24 protein-coding genes and 1 riboswitch are annotated in these 24,800 nt (G+C 68.0%); of the genes, 14 read left to right on the top strand and 10 right to left on the bottom strand.

Annotated features, from left to right (window positions below):
- Window positions 1-12: 12 nt before the first annotated feature.
- Window positions 13-486, top strand: a complete 474-nt coding sequence (locus tag AC1DFU_RS06770) for an excinuclease ATPase (RefSeq protein ID WP_092291407.1) — start codon at window positions 13-15, stop codon at window positions 484-486.
- 75 nt (window positions 487-561) lie between these two features.
- Here the strand turns inward: AC1DFU_RS06770 and argC are convergent, their stop codons facing one another.
- Window positions 562-1,509 (bottom strand): N-acetyl-gamma-glutamyl-phosphate reductase, encoded by a 948-nt coding sequence (gene argC, locus AC1DFU_RS06765; RefSeq protein ID WP_092291409.1) that lies wholly within the window; start codon window positions 1,507-1,509, stop codon window positions 562-564.
- Window positions 1,510-1,671: 162 nt separating this feature from the next.
- On the opposite strand from argC, the gene AC1DFU_RS06760 reads away from it, so the two are divergent.
- Complete coding sequence (locus AC1DFU_RS06760; protein ID WP_441591417.1) at window positions 1,672-1,887, top strand: type II toxin-antitoxin system MqsR family toxin; 216 nt, start codon at window positions 1,672-1,674, stop codon at window positions 1,885-1,887.
- A gap of 30 nt (window positions 1,888-1,917) precedes the next feature.
- Window positions 1,918-2,319 carry a type II TA system antitoxin MqsA family protein gene (locus tag AC1DFU_RS06755; protein ID WP_092291413.1) on the top strand — a complete coding sequence of 134 codons (402 nt, stop codon included), beginning with the start codon at window positions 1,918-1,920 and terminating at the stop codon, window positions 2,317-2,319.
- 36 nt (window positions 2,320-2,355) lie between these two features.
- Here the strand turns inward: AC1DFU_RS06755 and AC1DFU_RS06750 are convergent, their stop codons facing one another.
- Window positions 2,356-3,132: an exodeoxyribonuclease III gene (locus AC1DFU_RS06750; RefSeq protein WP_092291415.1), complete on the bottom strand. Its 777-nt coding sequence runs from the start codon at window positions 3,130-3,132 to the stop codon at window positions 2,356-2,358.
- 31 nt (window positions 3,133-3,163) lie between these two features.
- Here AC1DFU_RS06750 and pyrE point away from each other — a divergent pair, with 31 nt between their 5' ends.
- Together pyrE and AC1DFU_RS06740 are read left to right on the top strand one after the other, a co-directional pair.
- Complete coding sequence (gene pyrE / locus AC1DFU_RS06745) at window positions 3,164-3,841, top strand: orotate phosphoribosyltransferase (RefSeq protein WP_441591415.1); 678 nt, start codon at window positions 3,164-3,166, stop codon at window positions 3,839-3,841.
- Window positions 3,842-3,859: 18 nt separating this feature from the next.
- Window positions 3,860-5,239, top strand: coding sequence for a DUF3734 domain-containing protein (locus AC1DFU_RS06740; protein WP_441591413.1), 1,380 nt, complete (start codon window positions 3,860-3,862; stop codon window positions 5,237-5,239).
- Window positions 5,240-5,249: 10 nt separating this feature from the next.
- On the opposite strand, the gene AC1DFU_RS06735 is transcribed toward AC1DFU_RS06740, so the two are convergent.
- The 4 genes from AC1DFU_RS06735 to AC1DFU_RS06720 are packed head-to-tail and all read right to left on the bottom strand — an operon-like array spanning window position 5,250 to window position 8,764.
- Entirely contained in the window at window positions 5,250-6,059 is an 810-nt protein-coding gene (locus AC1DFU_RS06735; protein ID WP_092291421.1) for a polyphosphate kinase 2 family protein, read from the bottom strand.
- A gap of 37 nt (window positions 6,060-6,096) precedes the next feature.
- Entirely contained in the window at window positions 6,097-6,963 is an 867-nt protein-coding gene (gene dapF, locus AC1DFU_RS06730; RefSeq protein ID WP_092291423.1) for a diaminopimelate epimerase, read from the bottom strand.
- Window positions 6,964-6,977: 14 nt separating this feature from the next.
- Complete coding sequence (locus AC1DFU_RS06725; RefSeq protein WP_092291425.1) at window positions 6,978-7,871, bottom strand: lipid A biosynthesis lauroyl acyltransferase; 894 nt, start codon at window positions 7,869-7,871, stop codon at window positions 6,978-6,980.
- Entirely contained in the window at window positions 7,868-8,764 is an 897-nt protein-coding gene (locus AC1DFU_RS06720; RefSeq protein WP_092291427.1) for a lysophospholipid acyltransferase family protein, read from the bottom strand. The genes AC1DFU_RS06725 and AC1DFU_RS06720 overlap by 4 nt, the downstream gene beginning before the upstream one ends.
- Window positions 8,765-9,087: 323 nt before the next feature.
- On the opposite strand from AC1DFU_RS06720, the gene metK reads away from it, so the two are divergent.
- Window positions 9,088-10,251 carry a methionine adenosyltransferase gene (gene metK, locus AC1DFU_RS06715; RefSeq protein WP_092291429.1) on the top strand — a complete coding sequence of 388 codons (1,164 nt, stop codon included), beginning with the start codon at window positions 9,088-9,090 and terminating at the stop codon, window positions 10,249-10,251.
- A gap of 131 nt (window positions 10,252-10,382) precedes the next feature.
- Complete coding sequence (locus tag AC1DFU_RS06710) at window positions 10,383-11,276, top strand: Kdo hydroxylase KdoO (protein WP_441591412.1); 894 nt, start codon at window positions 10,383-10,385, stop codon at window positions 11,274-11,276.
- Window positions 11,277-11,307: 31 nt separating this feature from the next.
- On the opposite strand, the gene AC1DFU_RS06705 is transcribed toward AC1DFU_RS06710, so the two are convergent.
- Window positions 11,308-12,711, bottom strand: a complete 1,404-nt coding sequence (locus tag AC1DFU_RS06705; RefSeq protein WP_092291432.1) for a coniferyl aldehyde dehydrogenase — start codon at window positions 12,709-12,711, stop codon at window positions 11,308-11,310.
- Between the two features lie 230 nt (window positions 12,712-12,941).
- On the opposite strand from AC1DFU_RS06705, the gene AC1DFU_RS06700 reads away from it, so the two are divergent.
- Window positions 12,942-14,633, top strand: coding sequence for a GMC family oxidoreductase (locus tag AC1DFU_RS06700; RefSeq protein WP_441591411.1), 1,692 nt, complete (start codon window positions 12,942-12,944; stop codon window positions 14,631-14,633).
- Window positions 14,634-14,646: 13 nt separating this feature from the next.
- Here the strand turns inward: AC1DFU_RS06700 and AC1DFU_RS06695 are convergent, their stop codons facing one another.
- Window positions 14,647-16,188 carry a methyl-accepting chemotaxis protein gene (locus AC1DFU_RS06695; protein ID WP_441591410.1) on the bottom strand — a complete coding sequence of 514 codons (1,542 nt, stop codon included), beginning with the start codon at window positions 16,186-16,188 and terminating at the stop codon, window positions 14,647-14,649.
- Between the two features lie 175 nt (window positions 16,189-16,363).
- A complete protein-coding gene (locus AC1DFU_RS06690) occupies window positions 16,364-18,031 on the bottom strand; it encodes an acyl-CoA dehydrogenase family protein (protein WP_441591409.1) in 1,668 nt (555 codons plus the stop codon).
- Window positions 18,032-18,265: 234 nt separating this feature from the next.
- A riboswitch (TPP riboswitch) is annotated at window positions 18,266-18,367 on the top strand.
- Window positions 18,368-18,471: 104 nt separating this feature from the next.
- Between AC1DFU_RS06690 and thiC the strand changes: the two genes are divergently transcribed.
- The 6 genes from thiC to AC1DFU_RS06660 all read left to right on the top strand — a co-directional run bounded on the left by thiC (window position 18,472) and on the right by AC1DFU_RS06660 (window position 24,384).
- Window positions 18,472-20,349: a phosphomethylpyrimidine synthase ThiC gene (gene thiC / locus AC1DFU_RS06685; protein ID WP_441591408.1), complete on the top strand. Its 1,878-nt coding sequence runs from the start codon at window positions 18,472-18,474 to the stop codon at window positions 20,347-20,349.
- 57 nt (window positions 20,350-20,406) lie between these two features.
- A complete protein-coding gene (locus tag AC1DFU_RS06680) occupies window positions 20,407-21,615 on the top strand; it encodes an FAD-dependent oxidoreductase (protein ID WP_441591407.1) in 1,209 nt (402 codons plus the stop codon).
- Window positions 21,616-21,641: 26 nt separating this feature from the next.
- Window positions 21,642-21,839, top strand: a complete 198-nt coding sequence (thiS, locus tag AC1DFU_RS06675) for a sulfur carrier protein ThiS (protein ID WP_092291444.1) — start codon at window positions 21,642-21,644, stop codon at window positions 21,837-21,839.
- Window positions 21,840-21,845: 6 nt separating this feature from the next.
- The gene (locus tag AC1DFU_RS06670; protein ID WP_092291446.1) at window positions 21,846-22,694 is read left to right on the top strand and encodes a thiazole synthase; all 849 of its coding nucleotides are present in this window, start codon (window positions 21,846-21,848) and stop codon (window positions 22,692-22,694) included.
- Window positions 22,691-23,839, top strand: coding sequence for a thiamine phosphate synthase (locus tag AC1DFU_RS06665; protein WP_441591406.1), 1,149 nt, complete (start codon window positions 22,691-22,693; stop codon window positions 23,837-23,839). Before AC1DFU_RS06670 ends, AC1DFU_RS06665 begins: the two co-directional genes overlap by 4 nt.
- A 110-nt stretch (window positions 23,840-23,949) precedes the next feature.
- Window positions 23,950-24,384, top strand: a complete 435-nt coding sequence (locus AC1DFU_RS06660; RefSeq protein ID WP_092291450.1) for a PaaI family thioesterase — start codon at window positions 23,950-23,952, stop codon at window positions 24,382-24,384.
- On the opposite strand, the gene AC1DFU_RS06655 is transcribed toward AC1DFU_RS06660, so the two are convergent.
- Window positions 24,381-24,797: a PGDYG domain-containing protein gene (locus tag AC1DFU_RS06655; protein ID WP_092291452.1), complete on the bottom strand. Its 417-nt coding sequence runs from the start codon at window positions 24,795-24,797 to the stop codon at window positions 24,381-24,383. The genes AC1DFU_RS06660 and AC1DFU_RS06655 overlap by 4 nt on opposite strands.
- Between the last annotated feature and the right edge of the window lie 3 nt (window positions 24,798-24,800).

Below are 24,800 nucleotides of genomic sequence, written 5' to 3'. Positions count from 1 at the left end.
GGGAGAAAGACCATGAGGACTGGATTGCGCTGCGGCCTGGTAGCGGCCGCGCTGGTGGCTGCGGGCGCGTCGGGCGTGGCCAGCGCCGCCGACACGCTGCTGACGATGCCGATCGACCAGGCACTGGCTAGCCAGGCCGCCAAGGAACGCATCGACCCGAACACGAAGCTGCTGTTCGGCTTCAACCGGCTTGAGGGCGCCACGGATCCCACCTTGTACAAGACGGTGAAGCGCGTGCGCCGGCCGGTGAACAAGGTGCAGGAGGGCCCGGTGCTGACGGATGCCCAGCTGTGCGAAACGGTGTTCGTGCAGGCTGTGCAGGACCTCCAGCAGCGCGCGGCCCAGGGCGGCAGCAATGCGGTGATGGAGATCCGCAGCAACTGGAAGGACGACGAGACCTCCAGCGATACCACCTACGTCTGCGCCAAGGGCGCGGCGTATATCGGTGTGGCGCTGAAGGCGACGCTGGTCAAGACCGGCAGCTAGGCCAGCCGGATCCCAGGAAAGCGAAAAGCCGGCGCGAAGCCGGCTTTTCTTATTGTGCGACGGGTTGGTGACGCGTCAGGCGGTCAGCCCGGTCGCCTCGTCGGCGCCCACATGCACGTTCATGCATTGCACGGCCGCGCCGGCGGCGCCCTTGCCGAGGTTGTCCAGGCGTGCGACCAGATTCAGGCGCTCGCCATTGCCGAACACGAACAGGTCCACGCGATTGGTGTCGTTGCTGGCCTGGACGTCGAAGAAGCCGCCGTCGAGGTTGGCATCGCTATTGAACGGATGCACGCGCACGAACTGCTCGCCCTCGTAATGCTTGCGGTAGATGTCGAGGATGGCCTCGGCATCGGCCTTGCGCGACAGCAGCGCCGGGAACACCGGCACCGTCACGGCCAGACCCTTCAGGAAGTTGCCGACGATCGGGTTGAAGATCGGCGCCTGGGCCAGGCCGGCCTGCACGCGCATCTCGGGCAGGTGCTTGTGCTCGAGGCTCAGCGCGTAGGGGCGCGGGCTATCGAGACGCGGATTCCCGCCCGCCTCGAACTCGGCAATCATCTTCTTGCCGCCGCCGCTGTAGCCGGTCAGCGAGAACGCCGACACCGGGTAGTCGGCCGGCATCAGGCCCGCTTCCACGAGCGGACGCACGGCCAGCACGAAGGCGCTGGCGTGGCAGCCCGGCACCGCGATGCGCTTGCTGGCGCGCACCTTCTCGCGCTGGCCACGGGTCAGCTCGGGCAGGCCATAGGCCCACGAGTCGGTGGTGCGGAACGCCGTGCTGGCGTCGATCACGCAGGTATTGGGATTGGTCACCAGCGACACGGCCTCACGCGAGGCCACGTCCGGCAGGCACAGGAACGAGACATCCGAGGCATTCAGGAAGCGTGCTCGCTCTTGCGGGTCCTTGCGCTTGTCATCGGCAATGCGCAGCAGCTCCACATCGGAGCGACCCGAGAGGTAGTCCAGCAGCCGGAGACCGGTGGTGCCTTCCTGACCATCGACGAACACTTTGAAAACCATGGCTGACTCACTCTGAAAATGCGAAAAGTCGCCTGCCCAACGGGGCAGCGAACCTGCATTGTAGCGAGGTTAGGGGGCGGGCGCAGGGTTTACGCGAGAGAGGCGGTTGCGGTCCGACACATTCCGGGGCTTGCAGGTAATAACCAAGTAGGTTAATTTTGCATGGAGAAATCGTCAGCGCATTACAAGCTCTCTGTGGTGAGGGCGTTGGTGACGGAGGGGAGGCTTGAGCGAAGCGACTTGTATAAGAGCATGACAACGCACGCGGATCATCGAGTCTGGCAGGACGTCTACCACCCCGTCACCCCCTATGGGTCGCTCTACCTGAAGCTCAGCGTGATCGAGCAACTGGTGATTGTGTCATTCAAGGTGCTGTAAAGAGCACCACCTCGAAAAAGGAGTCGGGATATGAGATGCCCGGAATGCGGAGGATCCGAACTGGTCAGGGAGCGGCAGGACATGCCCTACGACTATCGCGGCGAAACCATGGTGATCGAAGGCGTGCTGGCGGACTGGTGTCCCGCCTGCGGTGAAGGGGTTCTTGATCTCGATGAAGATGAGCGGATCGGCCAGTTGATGGTTGCCTTCAACAAGCAGGTCAACGCCGCTATCGTCGATCCGGCGTTCATCGTGTCGGTGCGCCGCAAGCTGGAACTCGACCAGCGGGAGGCTGGCGAGATCTTCGGCGGCGGGGTCAATGCGTTCTCGCGCTACGAGACCGGCCGGACCAAGCCGCCGCTGGCGCTGGTAAAGCTGCTCAAGTTGCTGGATCGCCACCCGAACCTGCTGGAAGAAATCCGCGCCAACTGAGCGCGCCGGCCCCGGCATCCCGCCCGGGCGCCCCGCCTACAGCGGAAAATCGTAGTCGATCGACAGCGGGGCGTGGTCGCTGAACTTCTCGTCCTTGTAGATGGCGCAGGCGCGGGCCGTGGCGGCGATCTTGTCGGTGGTCAGGTGGTAGTCGATGCGCCAGCCGACGTTCTTCGCGTAGGCTTGGCCGCGGTTGCTCCACCAGGTGTACTGGTCCGGGCGTTGGTCGAGCTGGCGGAAGACGTCCACGTAGCCGTGGCTATCGAACAGTTGGCCAATCCAGGCGCGCTCCTCGGGTAGGAAACCGGAGTTCTTGAGGTTGCCCTTCCAGTTCTTGATGTCGATTTCCTTGTGGGCGATGTTGACGTCACCGCACAAGACGATCTCGCGCCCGCTGGCCTTCAGTTGCAGCAGGTGGGGCAGGAACGCCTCCATGAAGCGGAACTTGGCCTGCTGGCGTTCTTCGCCGCTGGAGCCGGACGGCACGTAGACGGAGATCACCGCAAGGTGCGGATACTGCACTTCCACGTAGCGACCCTCGGCGTCGAACTCGGGCACACCGAAGCCGGTGACCACCCGCTCGGGCTTGTGGCGCGTGTACAGGCCCACGCCGCTGTAACCTTTCTTCTCGGCATAGTGGAAAAAGCCGTGGTAGCCATGTGGCGCCAGGAACGCCTCGGTCATGTCGGCTTCCTGGGCTTTCAGTTCCTGTACGCAGATCATGTCTGCGTCCTGCTTGCCCATCCACTCGAAAAAGCCCTTCTTGGCCGCAGAGCGGATGCCGTTGAGGTTGGCGCTGATAATCCGTAACATCTCGGGAAATTTTGAAATTCAGAGAGAAAAGATGACGCAGCAGACCACGCCGGACGACCTCAGCCAGACCTTTATCCGCTTCGCGCTCGATGCGGGCGTGCTGTCCTTTGGCGAGTTCGTGACCAAGGCGGGCCGCAAGTCGCCTTACTTCTTCAACGCCGGCCTGTTCAATCAGGGCGCGATGCTGGGTCAGGTGGCGCAATTCTATGCGAAAACCCTGCTCAACTCGGGCCTCGAGTTCGACGTGCTGTTCGGGCCGGCCTACAAGGGCATCACGCTGGCCTCGGCCACGGCCGTGGCGCTGGCCGGCATGGGCCGGGATGTGGGGTTTGCCTACAACCGCAAGGAAGCCAAGGACCATGGCGAAGGCGGCACGCTGGTCGGCGCCAAGCTCCAGGGCAAGGTGGTGATCATCGATGACGTGATCTCGGCCGGTACCTCCGTGCGGGAGTCGATGCAGCTGATTCGCGCCGCCGGCGCCGAGCCGGCCGCCGTGCTGATCGCGTTGGACCGCATGGAGAAAAGCGGCACCGCCGACAAGATCGGCACGCATTCGGCCGTGCAGGACGTGCAGCGCGAATACGGCGTGCCCGTGATCTCGATCGCCAGCCTCAAGGACCTGCTGGCCTACCTCGACGCGTCGAACGACCCCGCGCTCGGGAACTCCCGGGCGGCCGTGGCGGCCTATCGTCAGACGTACGGCGTCTGACGCGCCGGAGCGGGCGCCATGGGGCGCCCCGGCTCAACTTCGAGGGAGCATGGCGTGGCGGGCAAGCGGCAACAGCAGGTAAAACAGGCGACCAAGCAGGCAATCGGGCGCGAACTGGGCGAACAGGGCGCGCCGCCGCAAGACTCCGCATCGACGGCCACGCCGGCCCGGGCGAAGCGCACCAAGGCGCCCAAGCGCGCCGCAGTGAGCGACCACTGCGCCCCTGATGCGCTGCCGGGCGACGGCCCCGCCCACGAAGCCTATGCGATCCGCGCGCTGGTGCTGCAAGGCGGCGGCGCGCTCGGTGCCTACCAGGCCGGTGTCTACCAGGGCCTGGCCGAAGGCGGCATTCATCCGAACTGGATCGCGGGTATCTCGATCGGCGCGCTCAACGCGGCGGTCATCGCCGGCAATCCGCCTGAAACCCGCGTGACGCAGTTGCGCGCGTTCTGGGAATACATCTGCGCCCAGCCGTGGCTGCCCGGCCTGCCGCTGGAGCTGCTGACGGAGACCGCGCCCACGTGGCCGGAGCCGATGCGGATCTGGTTCGACAGCCTCAACGCCGCCCGCGCGATGATCGAAGGCCAGCGCGGCTTCTTCTCGCCACGCGCTATCGCCGATCTCTGGGGCCGCGGTGAAGACCCGGGCCGCGCCAGCTATTACGACACTGGGCCGCTGAAGGCCACGCTGGAGCGTTTTGCCGATTTCGACCGCATCAACCATCCGAAGGAGATGCGCGTCTCGGTGGGTGCCGTGAACGTGCGCACGGGTAATTTCGCGTATTTCGACAACACGCGCCAGCGGCTGCGCGCCGAGCACTTCATGGCGTCCGGCGCGCTGCCGCCCGGGTTCCCGGCCGTGGAGATCGATGGCGAGTATTACTGGGACGGCGGCCTGGTCTCGAACACGCCGCTACAGGAGGTGCTGACCGCCCAGCCGCGCCGGGACGCCCTGATCTTCCAGGTGGACCTCTGGAGCGCGCGCGGCAAGCTGCCGCACAACCTGCTCGACGTGGCCGAGCGCCAGAAGGACATCCAGTATTCCAGCCGCACGCGCGCCATCACGGACGTGATGCGCGAGCAGCAGAACTATCGCCGCATGCTGAGCGAACTGATGGCACTGGTGCCGGCTTCCAAGCGCGACGACCCCTGGTACAAGCGCGCCGCCGACCATGCCTGCGACGCGCGCCGTAACGTGATCCAGCTGATCTACCGCGACAAGTCGTTCGAGGGCAGCGCCAAGGACTACCAGTTCGGCCTGCTGACGATGCACGAGCACTGGGCGAGCGGGCTCGACGATATCCGCGACACGCTCAAGCACCCCAAATGGCTGGCGATGCCCGGCCCCGAGCGGCCGTTCGTCACCCACGATGTGCATCGCGGCAACGGCAGCGACTGACCCCCGGCGCCTACTCCACCTTTAGCTTCGCCAGTTCCGGCTTCGGCGGCGGGTATGCCGGCTTGAGCTGCCGGAACACGGCCGCCACAATCTCGCCCACCATCAGGTTGCGGTGGGTCTTCGAGTCGGCCGGCACGACATACCAGGGGCAACTCGGCGTGGCCGTGGCCGCGATGGCAGCTTCGTAGGCTTCCTGATATTCCTTCCAGAACTTGCGCTCGGCCAGGTCCTGCGGGTCGAACTTCCAGTGCTTCTGGGGATCGGCGATGCGCGCCTCGAGCCGCGCCTTCTGCTCGTCCTTCGAAATATGGAGGAAGCACTTCACGATGGTCGTGCCGGTATCGGTCAGCAGGGATTCGAACGCGCGGATCTGCTTGTAGCGGCGCTCGCACTCGGCCTCATCGATCCAGCCATGCACGCGCGTGATCAGCACGTCCTCGTAGTGGCTGCGATTGAACAGCGCGATCTCGCCGGCGCGGGGCACCTGCGCGTGCACGCGCCACAGGTAGTCGCGCGCCAGTTCCTCGGCGGTAGGGGCCTTGAAGCTCACCACGCGGATGCCAAGCGGATCGAAGCTGCGGAAGACCGAGCGCACGGTGCCGTCCTTGCCGCTGGTATCCATGCCCTGCAGGATGACCAGCACCTTGCGGCGGTGCTCGGCGTAGAAGATGTCCTGGAGCGCGTCGAGTTCGCCCGAGAGGGCCTCCAGCCGCGCGAGGTCGGCGGCCTTGTCGCCCTGCGACAGCGGTTTGCTGTGCGGGTCGAAATCGGCCAGATTGAATTTTTTACTACTGGTGATGCGGAAATCGTCCAGCGTCATGGGGTCTCCGGTGGCGTGGCCTGCGGAGCCCCCATAGTCACGCGTTCAGTGCGGCGAGGTCAATAGTGCCTTCGAACACGGTGGTCGCCGGGCCGGTCATCTGCACGGGCTGGCCCGCGCCGTTCCAGGCGATGGTCAGGTCGCCGCCATGGGTGTGGACCTTGACCGGCGAGTCCAGCAGACCGCGCCGGATGCCGGCCACCACGGCCGCGCAGGCGCCCGTGCCGCAGGCCAGCGTCTCGCCGGCGCCGCGCTCGAACACGCGCAGCCGCACGGTGCTGCGGTCCACGATCTGCATGAAGCCGGCGTTCACCCGCTTCGGAAACGTCTGATGGTGTTCGATCACCGGGCCGTCCTGGAGCACCGGGAACTGCTCGGTATCGTCCACGACCTGCACCGCGTGCGGATTGCCCATCGACACCGGCGTGATCCACGCCGTGCGGCCGTTCACTTCGAGGCCATAGAGCGTGTCGTCGCCCTCGCGGCGTGTCGGCAGGCCCTCGGCGAGGAACGGCACGCGCGCCGGCGTCAGCTCGGGCGCGCCCATGTCCACCGTGACCTGGCCGTCGTCCTGCAGGGTCAGCGTGATCACGCCGTTCATCACCTCCACGCGCACCGAGCGCTTGTCGGTCATGCCCTTGTCCGTGACAAAGCGCACGAAACAGCGCGCGCCGTTGCCGCAATGCTCCACCTCGCCGCCATCGGCATTGAAGATCCGGTAGCGGAAGTCAACGTCCGGGCGCGTCGATTTCTCGACGATCAGGATCTGGTCCGCGCCCACGCCAAAGTGCCGGCTGGCGAGCGCGCGCCACTGGGCCTCGGTCAGGTCGAGCGTCTGGTGGATGCCGTCCAGCACGACGAAGTCGTTGCCGGCGCCGTGCATCTTGGTGAACTGGAGTTTCATGGCTCGGATTGTAGCTAGTAAATCTCTGGCTCGCCGGGTGGCCGATGCTTGAAGCGCTTGTGCACCCAGTAGTACTCGGTCACGCGCGGGCGGATGGCGTCCTCGAAGAAGGCGTTCATGCGCCGCGTGTCGTCGGTCACGCTGTCGCCGGGGTAGTCGTCCCAGGCGGGCAGGATGTGCAGCACATAGCCCTTGTAGTCGGGCAGCATCTCGGTATAGATCGGCACGACCTTGGCGCCGGTCAGCCGCGCCAGCCGCGACACGGAGGTCAGCGTGAGCGCCTCCACGCCGAAAAACGGCACGAATTCCGAGTCGCGCTCGCCGAAGTCCATGTCGGCGATCAGTTGCAGCGCCTCGCCCTTCTTCAGGCAGCGCAGGATGTTCCGCGCGCTGTCGTTGCGCGAGATCATGTTGGCGCCGAAGCGGCCACGCGCGTGCTTCAGGAAATCGTCGAACAGCGCGTTCTTCTGCTTTGTATACAGCGAAGCCCCGGAGCGGCCCACGTGGTCGCGCAGGTGGATGGTCAGCCGGATCGCGCCCGCCTCCACGCCCGAGAGGTGCATGGTCACGAGGATATGGGGCTTGCCGTCCAGCGCCACAAGGTTGGCCTGGTCGTCGATCTGCACCCAGCGGCGCATCTGCGCCTCGCTGCCGGTCCAGAAGATGCCGCGCTCGGCAAAGCTGCGGAAGATGTGGCGGAAGGTCTCGCGCGACATCTCGTCGATCTCGGCCTCGGATTTTTCCGGGAAACAGAGCCGCAGGTTGGCGCGCACCACCTCGCGGCGGCCGTTCGGAATCCGGTAAAGCAGGCCGCCCAGCCCTTCGCCGAAGCGCGCGACGAACGGATACGGCAACTTGCCCAGCACGGTCAGCAGGCCGATGCCGAGCCAGGTAAAGATTCGGCTCATTGGATGATGTCTTGGGGGGCCGCCTGCGGCTGGCTGGTCAGGTCGGGGGGCGGCGGGGCGCCGGTGGGCTGCTTGTAGCGGTTGTAGCCCCAGAGGTACTGGGTGGGCACCATCGCAATCGACTCCTCGACCGCGCGGTTGATCTGGGCGGCGGCGGCCTCCACCTCGGCGGCCAGCACGCCGCCACAGCCCACCAGGCGCATATGGCCGACATAGCCGGCGCCCTTGGGCAGGCGCTCGGCGAACATCATCACCACCGGCGCGTTGGTCAGGCGGTGCAGGCGGTGCACCAGCGTCATCGAATAGGCCGGCTTGCCGAAGAACGGCGCCCAGGCGCCGTCTCCGGCACTTGGCACCTGATCGGGCAGGATGCCGACGGCCTCGCCGCGCTTGAGCGCCTTCACCAGCATCCGCACGCCGCGCGGCGTGGCAGGCGCCATCGAGATGCCCGGCCGGCTTCGCATCCGTTCGACGAAGTCGCGCAGCCACTGCTGGTGCGGCGGCTTGAACAGCACGGTTACGGGCCGATGCACCGCATGCGACTGCGGCAGCACTTCGAAGCAGCCCAGGTGCGGGGTCAGGATGATGATGCCGTTGGCCTGCATCTGGAGCCGGTTCAGCGTGGGCCAGAGCGAGTCGTCGAAGTTGTAGAGCGCGGCGTCCAGCGTCTTGCGGCTCCAGAAGTACGGCATTTCCAGGATCAGGCGGCCCGTGGCGCGCGCGGCCTCGGCCAGCATGGCGTCGGTGACGTCCGGGTAGGCGTGGCGGAAGTTCTCGGTCAGGCGCTGGCCATAGCGGCCCGGTAGCCGCGCCGCGAGCAGGCCCAGCGCGCCGCCGATGGCGTGCAGCACGCGCAGGGGCAGGAGAGAGATGAGCCAGAAGATAAAGGTCATGGGGCCAAACGTGGAAATACGGGCAAAAAAGGCTTGTCGACGGGGAATCGCGCGCGAGGCAGGCACGGTATCGTACCGGCTACACGTCCTGCTGCCTCCGTGCGCGCGGTGCACTGTGCGGCGCCGCGCCGGAGTACTGCAGCGCACGCGGCAGGCGCGTATAATAGCCTGTATCGCCGAGTTAACTGACAACTTGCGGGGCGATGCCGCTCTCTCCAGAGCGGTCTGAAAATACCGCTAAAGCGTCGCCGCATCGTTTCCCGAGGGTGGCACGCAATAGCCGACTCACAGCCAATCTTGGCTAACCTTGGAGAAACAAGCTCGTGGCAAACGACTTCCTGTTCACTTCGGAATCTGTCTCCGAAGGCCATCCCGATAAAGTTGCTGACCAGATCTCGGACGCCGTCCTGGACGCCATCCTGGCCCAGGACAAGTACGCCCGCGTGGCGGCCGAGACGCTCTGCAACACCGGTCTGGTGGTGCTGGCCGGTGAAATTACCACCACGGCCAACGTGGACTACATCCAGGTCGCCCGCGACACCATCAAGCGCATCGGCTACGACAACACCGACTACGGCATCGACTACAAGGGTTGTGCCGTGCTGGTGGCGTACGACAAGCAGTCGCCGGACATCGCCCAGGGCGTGGACCGCGCCTCGGACGACTACCTGAACCAGGGTGCTGGCGACCAGGGCCTGATGTTCGGCTACGCGTGCGATGAGACGCCCGAACTGATGCCGTTCCCGATCTACTACGCACACCGTCTGGTGGAGCGCCAGTCGCAGCTGCGCCGTGACGGCCGCCTGTCCTGGCTGCGCCCGGACGCCAAGTCGCAGGTCACCGTGCGCTACCTCGACGGCCGCCCGCACAGCGTGGATACCGTCGTGCTGTCCACCCAGCACGCCCCGGACATCACCCAGGCCCAGATCCGCGAAGCCGTGATCGAAGAAATCATCAAGCCGGTGCTGCCGGCCGCGATGCTCAAGGACACCAAGTACCTGGTCAACCCGACCGGCCGCTTCGTGATTGGCGGCCCGCAGGGCGACTGCGGCCTGACCGGCCGCAAGATCATCGTCGACACCTACGGCGGCGCCTCGCCGCACGGTGGCGGCGCGTTCTCGGGCAAGGACCCGTCGAAAGTGGACCGCTCGGCCGCCTACGCCGCCCGCTACGTCGCCAAGAACGTGGTCGCCGCCGGCCTGGCGCGCCAGTGCCAGGTGCAGGTCAGCTACGCTATCGGCGTGGCCCGCCCGATCAACGTGACCGTGTACACGGAAGGCACCGGCAAGATCTCGGACGAGAAGATCGCCGAACTGGTGCAGGAGCATTTCGACCTGCGCCCGAAGGGCATCGTCCAGATGCTGGACCTGCTGCGCCCGATCTACGAAAAGAGCGCCGCCTACGGCCACTTTGGCCGCGAGGAGCCGGAGTTCTCGTGGGAAGCCACCGACAAGGCCGCCGTGCTGCGCGCCGCCGCCGGCCTGTAATCGGCCGTCCGGCAGTCAGGAACCCCGCCGGTCCTTCGGGACCTGCGGGGTTTTTTGTTATCTGGGCGCCACGTGGCACCCGCTGCGGCGCGGAGTAGAATCCCGCTCAACCGGACCTCCACGCCAAGACCATGACGACGCCGCTGAACCTGATCCGCACGCAGCCCTATACCGAATGGGCGCCCGACGTCACCCCCGAGGTGCGCGCCGACCTGCGCCGCCAGCTCGAGCAGGGCGCCGTGCTGTACTTCCCGAACCTGAATTTCCGCTTCCAGCCGGGCGAGGAGCGCTTCCTGGATGCCCGCTGGTCCGATGGCAAGTCGAAGAACATCAACCTGCGCGCCGATGACCGCGCCGTGCGCGGCGCCGCGGGCAGTGAGCAGGATCTGGCCGATCTCTACGCGCTGATCCGCCGCTATGCGGATTCCAGCGAGACGCTGATCCACACGCTGTTCCCCGAATATGTGACGCATATGACGCGCGCAGGCACGTCGCTGCGGCCCAGCGAGATCGCCGGCCGCCCGGTGAGCTGGCGCAAGGACGACACCCGCCTGCACGTGGACTCGTTTCCGTCCAATCCGATGCTGGGCAAGCGCCTGCTCCGCGTGTTCCACAACATCGACCCCGCCGCGCCGCGGGTGTGGCGCGTGGGCGAGCCGTTCGCGGATTTCGCCGCCCGCTTCGTGCCGAAAACGCATGGCATGTGGCCGGGGCAGGCGTGGCTGATGAAGCAGCTCCACATCACCAAGCGCACGCGGTCCGAGTACGACCACCGCATGCTCCAGCTGCACGACCTGGCCAAGGCCGACCTGGATTACCAGAAGACCGTGCCGCAGCAGGAGTTCCAGTTCCCGCCCGGTGCGACCTGGATCGTGTTCAGCGACCAGCTGCTCCACGCCGCCATGCGCGGCCGGGCGATGATGGAGCAGACCATCTACCTCGACCCGGCAGCCATCAGCGACCACACCCACTCGCCCGAGGCGGTGCTGTCGCGCATGCTCGGCAAGCCGATGCTGGCGGCCTGAGCGCCGCCGATCGTCCCCGAGCGGACCCGATTCAGCGCAGCAACAGCTTCAGCATCGACGCGAAACGCTTGCCGTAAGGCGGCCGCAGCAGGCCGGCACCGTTCAGCCCGGCCTGATGGAACACCGGCTTGAGCTTGGAGAACGTCTCGAAGCCGGCCCGGCCGTGGTACACGCCCATGCCGCTCGGGCCCACGCCGCCGAAGGGCAGGTCGTCCTGGGCGATGTGGAACAGGGTGTCGTTAATGGTGACGCCGCCGGCCACGGTCTGGCGCATCACGTGGTCCACCACGTCGCGGCGACGGTCGAACAGATAGAGCGCCAGCGGCCGGGGCCGCGCATTGACGAAGCCGATGGCCTCGTCCACGGTGCGATAGGTCACCACGGGCAGCACCGGCCCGAAAATCTCCTCCTGCATCGCCATCACATCGCCGGGCACGTCCGTCAGCAGCACGGGCGGCAGGCGGCGCGCGTCGGCGTCCGGCGTGGCATCGGTCAGCGGCACCACGCCGGCGCCAGCCGCGCGCGCGGCGTCGATCATCGACACCAGCCGGCCAAAGTGGCGCGGGCTGATGATGCTGGTGTAGTCGGGGTTGCGGGCGAGGTCCGGATAGAGGCGGTTCACGCAGCGGCGCGCGGCCTCGGCAAAGCGGTCGCGCTGGTCCTCCGGCACCAGCACGTAGTCCGGGGCGATGCAGGTCTGGCCGGCGTTGAGCAGCTTGCCCACCACGATGCGCTCCACGGCGTGGTCGAAATCGGCATGGGGGCCGATGATGGCCGGCGACTTCCCGCCCAGCTCCAGCGTCACCGGCGTCAGGTTGGCGGCGGCGGCGCGCATCACGTGATGGCCGACGTGGGTCGAGCCGGTGAACAGCAGGTGGTCGAACGGCAGGGCGCTGAAGGTGGCGGCTACCTCGGCATCGCCGTTGATGACCGACACCTCATCCGGCGCGAAGGTGGCCTGCACCAGTTGGGCGAACAGGGCCGAGAACCGCGGCGTGTATTCGGACAGCTTGACCATGGCCCGGTTGCCGGCCACCAGCGCGCCAGTGAGCGGCCCCACGGTCAGGTAGAGCGGATAGTTCCACGGCACCACCACGCCCACCACGCCCAGCGGCTGCGGCATCAGGCGCGAGCGCCCCGGCAGGAACCACAGGCCGGTGCGGGCGCGGCGCTCGCGCATCCAGCGCCGGCCGTGCCGCAGTGCGTCATCGAGACCCGCCAGGCTCGGGAACACCTCCAGCAGCGCGGTTTCCTGCGGCGGCCGGTTGGTGAAGTCGGCGCTGATGGCGGCGGCGATGGCGTCGTGGTGGGTCTTCACCAGTTGCCGCAGCCGGCGCAGGCGGTCCGCGCGGATATCCCACGGCGGGGTCTGGTCATGCCGCGACGCCGCGCGCATGGCGTCGAACACCGATGACATGGCGGGAACTTCTCTCATCTGGCGGTCTCCTGGCTGTCCGAGGGGGCTGCATGGGAAGGGCGCAAGGCCCGCGCACCATCGCGCACCATAAGCCAGCCGCCCCGTTCCCGCAATGGAGGACGGCCCCCAAACGCCGCGTGCACCGGCCGCGGTCTTTTGCCGGTAGTCGCCCGGCTTCATTCCGCCGGCCCCAGCGCCTACACTGGATTTTCGCGGTGGCCCGGGGACACAGGCAGGCGAGGAGACAGATGGAAGCGATCTTTGACTATCTCGTCGTGGGGGCCGGCTCGGCCGGCTGCGCGCTCGCCGGCCGGCTGGCCGACAGCGGCACCGACTCCATCGGCCTGATCGAAACCGGCGGCCACGATCACCATGTGCTGGTGCGCACACCCGCCGGCTGCGGTGCGATGCTGCCGCGCGCCGGCCGCCGCAACTACGGCTACGAGACCGTGCCGCAGGCCGCGCTGGACGGCCGGTGCGGCTACCAGCCACGCGGCCGGGGCCTGGGCGGGTCATCGTCGATCAACGCCATGATCTATATGCGGGGCCGCCCGGCTGACTACGACGGCTGGGCCGCCGCCGGCTGTGACGGCTGGTCGTGGGACGACGTCCTGCCCGTTTTCCGCCGCGCCGAATGCAACGCCCGCGTGGCCGGTCACGACGACGATCCACTGCACGGCGGCACCGGCCCCCTGCACGTCAGCGACCTCTGTTCGCCCAACCCGTTCGGCCAGCATTTCCTCGATGCCGCCGAACTTGCCGGCCTGCCCCGCAATGACGATTTCAATGGCGACGAGCAGGAGGGCGCCGGCTGGTACCAGGTGACCCAGCACAACGGCGAGCGCTGGAACGCCGCGCGCGCCTACCTGCACGGCGGCAACGTGCGCGACCGCGCCTGCAACGGCGGGCGCTCGCACCTGCATGTGCTGACCGGCACGCAGGTGCTGCGGATCCTGTTCGAAGGGCGGCGCGCCGTGGGCGTGCTGGCCCGGCGCGATGGGGTCGAGGTGGTGCTGCGCGCGCGCCGCGAGGTCATCGTCAGCGCCGGCACGTTCGGCTCGCCACAGCTGCTGATGGCGTCCGGCATCGGCCCGGCGGCGCACCTGCGCGGGCACGGCGTGGCCGTGGTGCACGACCTGCCCGGCGTGGGCGAGAACCTCCAGGACCATCTCGACATCATCCTGCACAAGCGCGTGGCGGCCACGGCGCTGTTCGGGATCTCGCTGGCCGGGGCCTGGCGGCTGCTGGCCGAGATGCGGCGCTACCGCCGCGAGAACGCCGGCATGATGACGTCGAATTTCGCCGAGGCGGGCGCCTTCGTGCGCAGCCGCCCGGACCTCGACGAGCCGGACCTGCAACTGCATTTCGTGGTGGGGATGGCGGACAACCACATGCGCCGCGTCAATCGCGGGCATGGCTATTCCTGCCATGTCTGCCTGCTGCGCCCGCGCAGCCGGGGCGTGGTGCGGCTGGTGTCGGCGGATATGCGCGAGGCGCCGGCCATCGATCCGCGCTACTTGTCCGATCCACAAGACATGGAAGGGATGGTCACCGGGCTGCGCATCGTGCGCGCCATTTTCGACCAGCCCCCGCTGGCCGCGTTTGGCGGCCGGGAGCTGTATTCGGCGGACCTGCGGCTCGATGGCAGCGACGATGACGCCGTGCGCGCGCTGATCCGCCGCCAGGCGGACACGATCTACCACCCCGTGGGCACCTGCCGCATGGGCATGGACCCGCTGGCGGTGGTGGACCCGCAGCTACGGGTGCGCGGCGTGGAGGGGCTGCGCGTGGTCGATGCGTCGATCATGCCGACGCTGGTCGGCGGCAACACCAACGCGCCCGCCATCATGATCGGCGAGCGCGCGCACGACCTGATCCGCTACGCGCCGCGCGTGACGCTGCGTATCCGCGAGTCGGTCGCTGGCGTGGCGGCGGACTGAAGCCGGTCGAACGTCAGCCGGCCATCCGGAACTGCCCCACGCAGTCGCGCAGCTTGCCGGCCTGCTCGTCCAGGGACTGGGCGGCGGCGGCGGCTTCCTCGACCAGCGCGGCGTTCTGCTGCGTGACCTGATCCATCTGGCCCACCGCGTGGCCCACCTGTTCGATGCCGGCGCTCTGCTCCTGCGAGGCAGCGGCGATCTCCGAGATGATGTCCGACACGCGCTTCACGGCCTGGCGGATCTCGGTCATCGTGCCGCCCACGCCGTGGGCCTGGGTCGAGCCGGTGCGCACGGTGTTCACCGAGGCCTCGATCAACTCCTTGATTTCCTTGGCGGCGCTGGACGAGCGCTGCGCCAGGCTGCGCACCTCGCCGGCCACGACCGCGAAGCCACGGCCCTGCTCGCCGGCGCGGGCGGCTTCCACGGCGGCGTTCAGCGCGAGGATGTTGGTCTGGAAGGCGATGCCCTCGATCAGGTTGGTGATCTCGGCGATGCGCTCGGAGCTGCCGCTGATGGCGCCCATCGTGTCCACCATCTGCTGCACGGCCTGGTTGCCGGCGTCGGCCACCTCGGCGGCGTTGGCCGCCAGCGAGCTGGCCTGGCGCGCGTTCTCGGCGTTCTGGCGCACGGTGGTGGTCAGCTCTTCCATGCTCGACGCGGTTTCCTCGAGCGACGCCGCCTGCTGCTCGGTGCGCGACGACAGGTCCACATTGCCGGCCGCGATCTGCCCGGCGGCCACGCCGACCGAATCGGTGGACTGGCGCACCTCGCGCAGGGTCTGCGCCACGCGCTCGATCAGCGCGTTGAAGGCGTGCGCGGTCTGGCCGATCTCGTCCATCCGCGCCACCGGCGCGCGATGGTCGAGGTCCAGCGTCTGGCTCACGTGTTCGAGCGTGCCCTGGATGCCGGCCAGGCTGTGCTTGATGCGCCGATAGAGCGACACGGCCATGAAGACGATGAAGCCCACCACGAGCGCGATGACGACCAGGAACAGCCGCACCACGTGGGTGTGCTGGGCCTTGTTCTCGGCCACGGCGGCGTCGCCCATCTTGGTGTTGTATTCGACGTGCGTGTCGATGGCCTTGCGAAGTGCCCGATACGACGCATTCAGCGTGCCGTCGGTCAGCATCTTCTGCGTGGCCGCGTAGTCGTTGTTATTGGAGCGGTCGAGGAAAGTGGCGAATTCGGCACGATACTGTTTCGCGGCCTCGCGGTCCGCCTCCAGCAGCTTGCGGTCGGCGTCGTCGGAGATGTCTTCGCGCTCATAGGTGGCGATGAGTTCGTCGAAACGTTTGCTGGCCTTGTCGAGCGAGACCTCGGCCTCTTGCTTGGCGACGTTGTCGTCGGTCATCGCGTGGCGATGCAGCAACACGCGCATCGACGCCACGGCGTCATAGACGCCGTTCAGGTGCCGTACGCTGGCGAGCGTGTTGTCGTTGAAGTATTCGAGGCGGTCTTCGGACCGGTTGAGTTGCCAGATGCCGCCGAAGCCGACAGATATAAGGGCGAACACGGCGAGGGACAGCGTGAGAAGCAGGCGTTGACTGATATTCATGGGGTGTGGACGGCACATGCTTTGTCGCAGTGCTCGGAGTGGCGACTGGAATGCAGGCAGGCTCGTAGCCCGTCGCCTCAACGTTTACGGCGCCCCTCGCTACCCCTGAAGCGGCTTTTGATGCGCTGCGCCATTTTCTAGTGCGATTTCCGGACAAAAACGGGCAGTTCCGCCATCAAGCCGGCCACGCCCGATCCGCCACGCGCTGCAATGTGACGGGATCGGCATCCAGCGTGCCGAACACGCGCCCGTGCTGCCGGCCGAGCCGGCTGGCGACGAACAGTTCGGCCGATTCCGGGTCGGCCTGCGCGATCATCAGCGCCGCCTGCGCGGTCAGCACCAGACCCTGTGCGAAGCGGCGCGCGCTCGCTTCGAGTTGATCGGCAGGCTCGCGCAGCATGCCCTGCAGCGAGGCCAACTCGGCACGCACCGCCGCATGGCCGTGGGAGAGGCGGGCGAGGTCCTGCAGCACGCGCGCGCCATCGTCGGGATTGCGTTGCAGGGCGCGCAGCACGTCCAGGCACATCACGTTGCCCGAGCCTTCCCAGATCGAATTGACCGGCGCCTCGCGGTAGAGCCGCGCCATCGGGCCTTCCTCGACATAGCCGTTGCCGCCCCAGACCTCCATGGCCTCACCAGTGGCTTCCAGCGCGCGTTTGCAGATCCAGAACTTGGCGGCCGGCGTGACCACGCGCTTCCACGCGGCGGCGAGCGGGTCGTCGTCGGCATGCTCGAAGGCGTGGGCGAGGGCCATCATCATCTGCGTGGCGGCCTCGGACTCCAGGGCGAGGTCGGCCAGCACGTTGCGCATCAGCGGCTGGTCGGCCAGCAGCTTGCCGAACGCCATGCGGTGGCGCGCGTGATGGAGCGACTGCACCAGCGCCGCGCGCAGCAGGGCCGCGCTGCCGATCACGCAGTCGAGCCGGGTGTTGGTGGCCATCTCGATGATGGTGGGGATGCCGCGGCCTTCCTCGCCGATCAGGATGCCCGTGGCGCCCCGGAACTCGACCTCGCTGCTCGCGTTGGAGCGGTTGCCGAGCTTGTCCTTGAGGCGCTGGATTTCGATCGGGTTCTTGCTGCCATCGTCACGGAAGCGTGGCACGAAGAAGCACGAGAGCGGCCCCTCGGGGCCACCCATGCGCGCCACGACCAGATGGGCGTCGCACATCGGCGCGGAGAAAAACCACTTGTGGCCCGTCAGCGCGTATTCGGCGCCCCGACCCTCGCCGCGCATGGGCAGGGCGACGGTGGTGTTGGCGCGTACGTCGGAGCCGCCCTGCTTCTCGGTCATGCCCATGCCGATCATCACGGCGGTCTTGTCGCGCCAGGGCAGGTCGCGGGCGTCGTGCTCGGCGGCATAGAGCCGGGGTTCGAGGTCGCGGAACAGCGCGGGTTCCTTGCGCAGCACCGGAATGCTGGCCAGCGTCATGGTGGTGGGGCAGAGCGAGCCCGACTCCACCTGGGCCTGGAGGAAGTAGCCGGCCGTGCGCGCGGCCCAGGCGCCGGGGCGCGGCTGGGCGAAGGGCAGCGCCTGCAACTGCTGGCCGCGCAGCAGCCCGAGCAGGGCGTGCCAGGATGGATGGAAGGTCACCGCGTCGATGCGCTCGCCGGTGCGGCTGTGGGTGTGGAGTTCCGGCGTCAGGCGGTTGGCATCGGCGGCCCACGCCTGCACCTCGGGTTCGCCAAGCCGGGCGCCGAAGGCCCCGAGCGCGCCGGCGTGCCATCCGCCACCGAGCCGTTCCAGCGCGGCCCGCAGGCCGGGGTCGGTCTCGAACAGGTTGTAGCCGGAGAGGTCCGGCACCTGATTGAACACGGCGTGGGTCGCTGCGCTGGAATCGGACATGGCGGCTCCTGGAGATGGGGCGGGCTGCGTCGATGGTACGGCCGATGGTACGGCAACTGCCGCGTTCGGGAAACGCGCGCATTCCCCGGGCAAATGCGCTGGGACGTCCACATCGTCGGCCATCGTGCAGCGCAGCATTGGTCAGTCGATACCCAGTCGATACCATCATGCACGGCAGTCGCAACGAAATTCCGGGTGGCGCCGGGCGGGGGCTTGTGCTTAAATTCACCCCGTTGGATGAAACAGGGGTGCCGTACGGATGGGCCGTGCGGCTGAGAGAGTCCCTTCGAACCCGATCCGGCTAGTACCGGCGTGGGAAGTTTCACTGAATACCGAACAGCTCCTGTCCCGCAACGGGACCTCGCCGCCGGCTCTGCCGCGCAGCGGGCTCACAGGGCTCCTGGTTTCGTCCATCCCCCGCAAGAGAGAGGACGACACCCATGGCCCGCACTGCCCCCGCCGCATCGTTTGAATCGCTCGAGAGCGATCTCGACCAGAAATTCGCCTACCCGGCTTCCAGCAAGACCTACCTGACCGGCAGCCGTCCGGACCTGCGCGTGCCGCTGCGCACGATCCTGCAGACGTCCACGCGCACCGACAAGGGCGAGATGGCGAATCCGCCGATCCCCGTCTACGACACTTCGGGCCCGTACAGCGACCCGGACATCCATATCGACCTGAAGTCCGGCCTGCCCGGCGTGCGCACCCGCTGGATCGAGGAGCGCGGCGACACCGAGGTGCTGTCGGGCCTGTCGTCCGAATATGGCCGCGACCGCGCCAATGACCCGGCCACGGCGCACCTGCGCTTTGCCCAGCTGACCAACCCGCGCCGTGCCAAGGCGGGCGCCAATGTGTCGCAGATGCACTACGCGCGCCAGGGCATCATCACGGCGGAAATGGAATACGTGGCGCTGCGCGAGTCGCTGAACCTCCAGGCGCTCTACGACAAGCCCGAGTACAAGGCCCTGCTGCGCCAGCATCCGGGCAACGCGCTCGGCGCGAACCTGCCGCTGCGCCCCGAGGACATGACCTCGGAGTTCGTGCGCAAGGAAATCGCCGCCGGCCGCGCCATCATCCCCGCCAACATCAACCACACGGAACTGGAGCCGATGGCCATCGGCCGCAACTTCCGCGTCAAGATCAACGGCAACCTCGGCAATTCGGCCGTGACCTCCTCGCTGGCCGAGGAAGTGGAAAAGATGGTCTGGTCGATCCGCTGGGGCGCTGACACCATCATGGATCTGTCCACCGGCAAGCACATCCACGAGACGCGCGAGTGGATCCTGCGCAACTCGCCGGTGCCCATCGGCACGGTGCCGATCTACCAGGCGCTGGACAAGACCGGCGGCATCGCCGAGGACCTGACCTGGGAGATGTTCCGCGACACGCTGATCGAGCAGGCCGAGCAGGGCGTGGACTACTTCACGATCCACGCCGGCGTGCTGCTGCGCTACGTGCCGATGACGGCCGACCGCGTGACGGGCATCGTCTCGCGCGGCGGCTCGATCATGGCCAAGTGGTGCCTGGCGCACCACAAGGAAAACTTCCTGTACACGCACTTCGACGAGATCTGCGAAATCATGAAGGCCTACGACGTGTCGTTCAGCCTCGGCGACGGCCTGCGTCCGGGTTGCATCGCGGACTCCAACGACGACGCCCAGTTCGGCGAACTGCGCACCCTGGGCGAGCTGACCGCCAAGGCGTGGGAGCATGACGTGCAGGTGATGATCGAAGGCCCGGGCCACGTGCCGCTCCAGCGCATCCAGGCCAATATGGACGAGGAACTCAAGCACTGCTACGAGGCCCCGTTCTACACCCTCGGACCGCTGGTGACGGACATCGCCCCCGGCTACGACCACATCACCAGCGGCATCGGTGCGGCCAATATCGGCTGGATGGGCACGGCCATGCTGTGCTACGTCACGCCCAAGGAGCACCTGGGGTTGCCGGACAAGGAAGACGTGCGCGAGGGCATCATCACGTACAAGATTGCCGCCCACGCCGCCGACCTCGCCAAGGGCTGGCCGGGCGCGCAGCTGCGCGATAATGCGCTGTCCAAGGCCCGCTTCGAGTTCCGCTGGGAAGACCAGTTCAACCTGGGCCTCGATCCGGAGCGCGCGCGCTCGTTCCACGATGCCACGCTGCCGGCCGAGGGCGCCAAGATCGCGCATTTCTGCTCGATGTGCGGCCCGAAGTTCTGCTCGATGAAGATTACCCAGGAAGTGCGCGACTACGCGGCATCGCTGCCCGCAGCCGAGCGCGGCATGGAGGAGAAATCGATCGAGTTCGTGAAGTCCGGCTCGAAGATTTACTCGTAATTCAACTGGAGACCGCGCGGCGCCACCCCCACCCGGGCGCCCGCGGCGAATACACCCATGACAGCAGTAAAGTCCTTCGATGTCGCCATTCTTGGCGCCGGCCTGGCCGGGCGTTTGTGCGCCTGGCTGCTGGTGCGTTCCGGTGCCCGCGTGGCGCTGGTCGAGCGTGGCGGCCCCGACGGCACCGGCGCGGCCGCCCATGTGGCCGCCGCCATGCTTGCCCCGCTGGCCGAGTCGGCCATCGCGGAGCGGCGTATCGTCGATCTCGGCATGGCCAGCGTTGACCTGTGGCGTGCCTGGATCCAGGAATTGCCCGAGCCCGTGTTCTTCCAGGAAGACGGCACGCTGGTGGTCTGGCACGCGCGGGACCGCAGCGAGGTGTCGCTGTTCACGGGCCGCATGCGCGCCGTGGCGCCGCCGGAACTGGTGCGGGAGCGGCTGGCCGTGCTCGACGGCGCCGGCGTGGCTGCCGTGGAGCCGGAGCTGGCCGGGCGCTTCCCGCAGGGCCTGCTGCTCAAGGGCGAAGGCCAGCTGGACAACCGTGGCGCGCTGCGCGCGCTGCTCGACTGCGCGGTCAAGGAAGGCGTGCATTGCATCTGGGAGGCTGGCGATGTCGATATCGACCTGCTGCCCCAGTTCGACATCCGCGCCAACGTGGTGCTGGACTGCCGCGGCCTGGGCGCGCGCGACGCGTGGTGCGACCCAACGGCCGAGCCCGGCGTGGTCAAGCCCGGCCTGCGCGGCCTGCGCGGCGAGGTGGTGCGCGTGCACGCGCCCGACGTGAAGCTGCATCGGCCCATCCGCCTGCTGCATCCGCGCTACCCCATCTATATCGCGCCCAAGCCGAACGACCTGTACGTGATCGGCGCGACCGAAATCGAGAGCGAGGACGACTCGCCGATGAGCGTGCGTTCCGCGCTGGAACTGCTCTCGGCGGCGCACTCGCTGCACCCCGCGTTCGGCGAGGCCCGCGTGCTGGAGCTGAACGTGCAGCGCCGGCCCACGCGGCCGGACCACCTGCCGGCGATCCGCGTGGACCAGCAGGCGCGCGTGGTGCGTGTGAATGGCTTGTACCGGCATGGCTGGCTGATTGCGCCGGCCGTGACCGAGGCCGCCTGCGCCGTGGTGCGCGCGTTGCTGGCCGGCGACCCGGCCGCGCACGCGGTGCCGGCGTCGCTGCGCTGGCCGGGCCTGATCCAGTCCGTCGAGGAGCCCGCCCAGGTGCGCGGCACGGCGGTGCCCGGATTGGGCAGCCTGCTGCATTAGGAACACGCCCAGAACCCGCCCAGATCATGGAAATTATGCTCAACGGCAAGCTGCTGAACCTGCCCGAGGCCGCCACGCTGGCGGACGCGGTGACAGCGGCTGCCATCGCGCCCCCGTTCGCCGCGGCGGTCAACGGCCAGTTCGTGCCGCGCACCGCCCATGCCGCCACGCCGCTTGCGGCGGGCGACCACATCGACCTCGTGCAACCCGTGACGGGAGGCTGATCCATCATGACTTTCGAACCCGCTGAAACCCTGCGCGACCCGTTCGTGCTCTATGGCGAATCCTTCGCCTCGCGCCTGCTGCTCGGCACCGCGCGCTATCCGTCGCCGGCCACGCTGCAGGCGGCCGTGGAAGCCAGCCGTCCCGCCATGATCACCGTGGCGCTGCGCCGCCAGAGCGCGGTGGGCGGCGGTGATGGCCAGACGCTCGGCGGCCAGGCGTTCTGGCAGATGCTGCGCGATCTGGGCGTGCCGGTGCTGCCGAATACCGCCGGCTGCTTCACGGCACAGGAAGTCATCACCACGGCGATGATGGCGCGCGAGGTCTTCGAGACCGACTGGATCAAGCTGGAACTGATCGGCGACGACTACACGCTTCAGCCGGACACGCTGAACATGCCCGCCGTGGCCGAGACGCTGATCAAGGAAGGTTTCAAGGTGCTGCCGTACTGCACCGAGGATCTGGTGCTGTGCCGCCGCCTGCTGGACGTGGGCTGCCAGGCGCTGATGCCGTGGGCTGCGCCGATCGGCACGGGCCGGGGCGCCGCCAATCCGCTGGCCATGCGCACGCTGCGCGACCGCCTGCCGGACACGCCGCTGATCGTCGATGCCGGGCTGGGCCTGCCGTCGCATGCGGCGCAGGTGCTGGAGTGGGGCTATGACGGCGTGCTGCTGAACACCGCCGTCGCACAGTCCGCCTACCCGGTGAACATGGCCCGCGCGTTCGCGCTGGCCGTGGAGGCCGGCCGCACCGCCTATCTGGCCGGGCCGATGCCCGAGCGCGACGTGGCGCAGGCCAGCACGCCGGTGGTCGGCATGCCGTTCTGGCACGCCGAAGGCGCGGAGGACCGCGCATGACGCGCCCCGGCGTGGCCGCGGCCATCGATTCCCCGCTGTTCGACACCCTGGTCGCCCGCTTTGGCGCCACCTTCGGCCATGACGACGCCCCGTGGCGTGCATGGCCACTGGCCAACGCCCCGGCCGCGCCGGGCCGCCACGACGTCGTGCTGGCCGATGGCGAAGCCACGGCGGACGCCATCGCCCAATTGACCGCAGCCGGCGCGGTGCTGATCGAGACCGACCGCGAGGGCGGCCGCTGGATCGACACGGTGCGTTCGCCGATGGGCACCTGGGTGCTGGATGCCCCCGCCCAGGCCGATGACGACGACGGCGATACGCCGCACCCGCCGGCCTTCGTGGCCGTGCTGCTGGCGGCGCTGGCGCTGCACTTCCCGGCCCACGACGCGCTGTGCATCGCCCGCGCGTGGCAGCCGGGCCGCCAGGACTGGCCGACCGATTTCGCCCGCTTCCCACGCGTGCGCCACGCCGCGCTGGCCTCGCCCAACGCATCGCCCAAGCCCTTCGCGCCGTGCCCGCCGGACCTCGGCCTGTACGCGGTAGTGCCGAGCGCGGAGTGGATCGAGCGGCTGGTGCCGCTGGCCGTGCCGACCGTGCAGTTGCGTTTCAAGTCGGATGACGCGGCGGCGGTCAAGGCCGAAGTGGCCCGCGCCGCCAAGGCCGCCAAGGGGCAGGCATCGCGCCTGTTCATCAACGATCACTGGCGCGTGGCGCTCGACCACCATGCGGCGATGGGTGGCGACAGCGGCATCTACGGCATCCACCTGGGTCAGGAAGACCTCGACGAGGCCGATCTCGAGGCGATTCGCGCCTCCGGGCTGCGTCTGGGCGTGTCCACCCACGGCTACGCCGAGATGCTGCGCGTGGCCGCCATCGGCCCCAGCTATCTGGCGCTCGGGGCGATCTTCCCGACCACGACCAAGGTCATGCCGACCGCGCCGCAGGGCATGGGCCGCTTCCGGGCCTATGTGGCGCTGATGCAGCCGGTGGTGCCCGCGCTGGTGGGCATCGGCGGAGTGAACGGGAGCAATCTGCGCGAAGTGCTCGACGTGGGCGTCGGCAGCGCCGCCGTGGTGCGCGCGGTGACCGAGTCCAGCGACGTGCCGGCGGCGGTGGCCTCGCTCACCGCATTGTTTGGGCGCTGACCGCCCAGCCGGCTGGCACGGCCCCTGAAATCCGCATATCCTCTCCGCTCCACCGAACACAATGGATCGAGGTTCCGCCATACGGAACCCGGAGCAGAGAGGAAACAGCCGTGAACGAGATCAAGCCCGTCGCCCCTGGCACCCCGGAAAAGCCGTATTTCGGCATCGACATTCCGCTGATGCGGCATCTGGGCCTGCAGCCGGAACATATGGAAGAGGGGAAGTGCCGCACGCGCCTGCCGGCCAACCCGGCGCTCGTGAACAGCCGGGGCGATGTGCACGGCGGCACGCTGATGGCCGTGCTCGATTTCACGCTCAGCGGCGCGGCGCGGTCCTACTCGCCGCTCGACGTGGGCGTGATCACCATCGACATGTCCACGCACTTCCTGGCCGCCGCGCGCGGTGAACTGACCTTCGAGTCGCGCTGCATCCGGCGCGGCGCCAAGATCGCCTTCTGCGAAGGCGAGGCGCGTGACGCGGCCGGCACCGTGGTGTGCGTGGCCCGCGCCGCGTTCAAGCTCGTGCAGCTGGCCGGCGGCAACTAATCCTCCATCCGGCGGTACACCGCCAGGAAGCGCGCGCGCTCGGTGATGCCATAGTCGCCGGGCGCGTATTGCATCAGCCAGTCGCCGGCCTTGCCGGTCAGCACATCGCCGCCGGCCGAGCGCGCGATGGCGAACGGCACCGTCATCTCCTTCGCCAGCACCGGCACCGGCCGGTTGCGCCAGCCACCGCCGTCCACCGGCAGGTAGCGCGCGTCGAAGCGGTCGCGCGAGACCACCCAGCGGTCGCCCGTGGCGCCGGTCACGATGGCGTCGCCGGGCTGGTAGCGGTTGGGGCCTTCCCGGCTCACCAGCTCGCCGGGCTCTGCGGCAAACGTCACCTGGACGACTTCCTCCTTGATATAGCGGGCCGCGGCCGGATCGGTGCGCAGGTCGATATCGCTCAAAGTCTGCATGGT

It is taken from the genome of Cupriavidus sp. 10L45 (assembly GCF_056395225.1).
Note: the sequence above shows the minus strand (reverse complement) of the source record. Positions and strands in the feature narration are given on the sequence as shown.